Genomic DNA, 271 nt, shown 5'->3' on the forward strand with positions numbered 1-271 from the left:
AAGCCTGCCAGTAACAGTTTATTAACAAAAAATGTTGCTGTATGACCGAAATAAAAAATCAATGGATGACGTAACGGAATACTTTTCTGGTAATACCCATCGTCAGATTTCAAGGTATCAAACAGCGATTCATAACGTTCGAAGTTGGCATTGAAATAGGCTGCAAGTTCCGTCCGAACGGCTGCTGGATCTGTTGTATTTAAGTGCGGAGTACGCAAATACGTGGCTTCTGAGTGGGAAAAAGATAAGGCTTTTTCGGCAGTCATTGGTC

General features: G+C 41.3%; 1 pseudogene. It reads right to left on the reverse strand.

The features are described 5' to 3' along the window. A pseudogene (locus tag B3O33_RS02685) lies at positions 1 to 271 on the reverse strand (SAM-dependent methyltransferase); the annotation flags it as partial.

This window comes from Methylophaga sp. UBA1464 (assembly GCF_002325665.1).
Classification (GTDB): domain Bacteria; phylum Pseudomonadota; class Gammaproteobacteria; order Nitrosococcales; family Methylophagaceae; genus Methylophaga.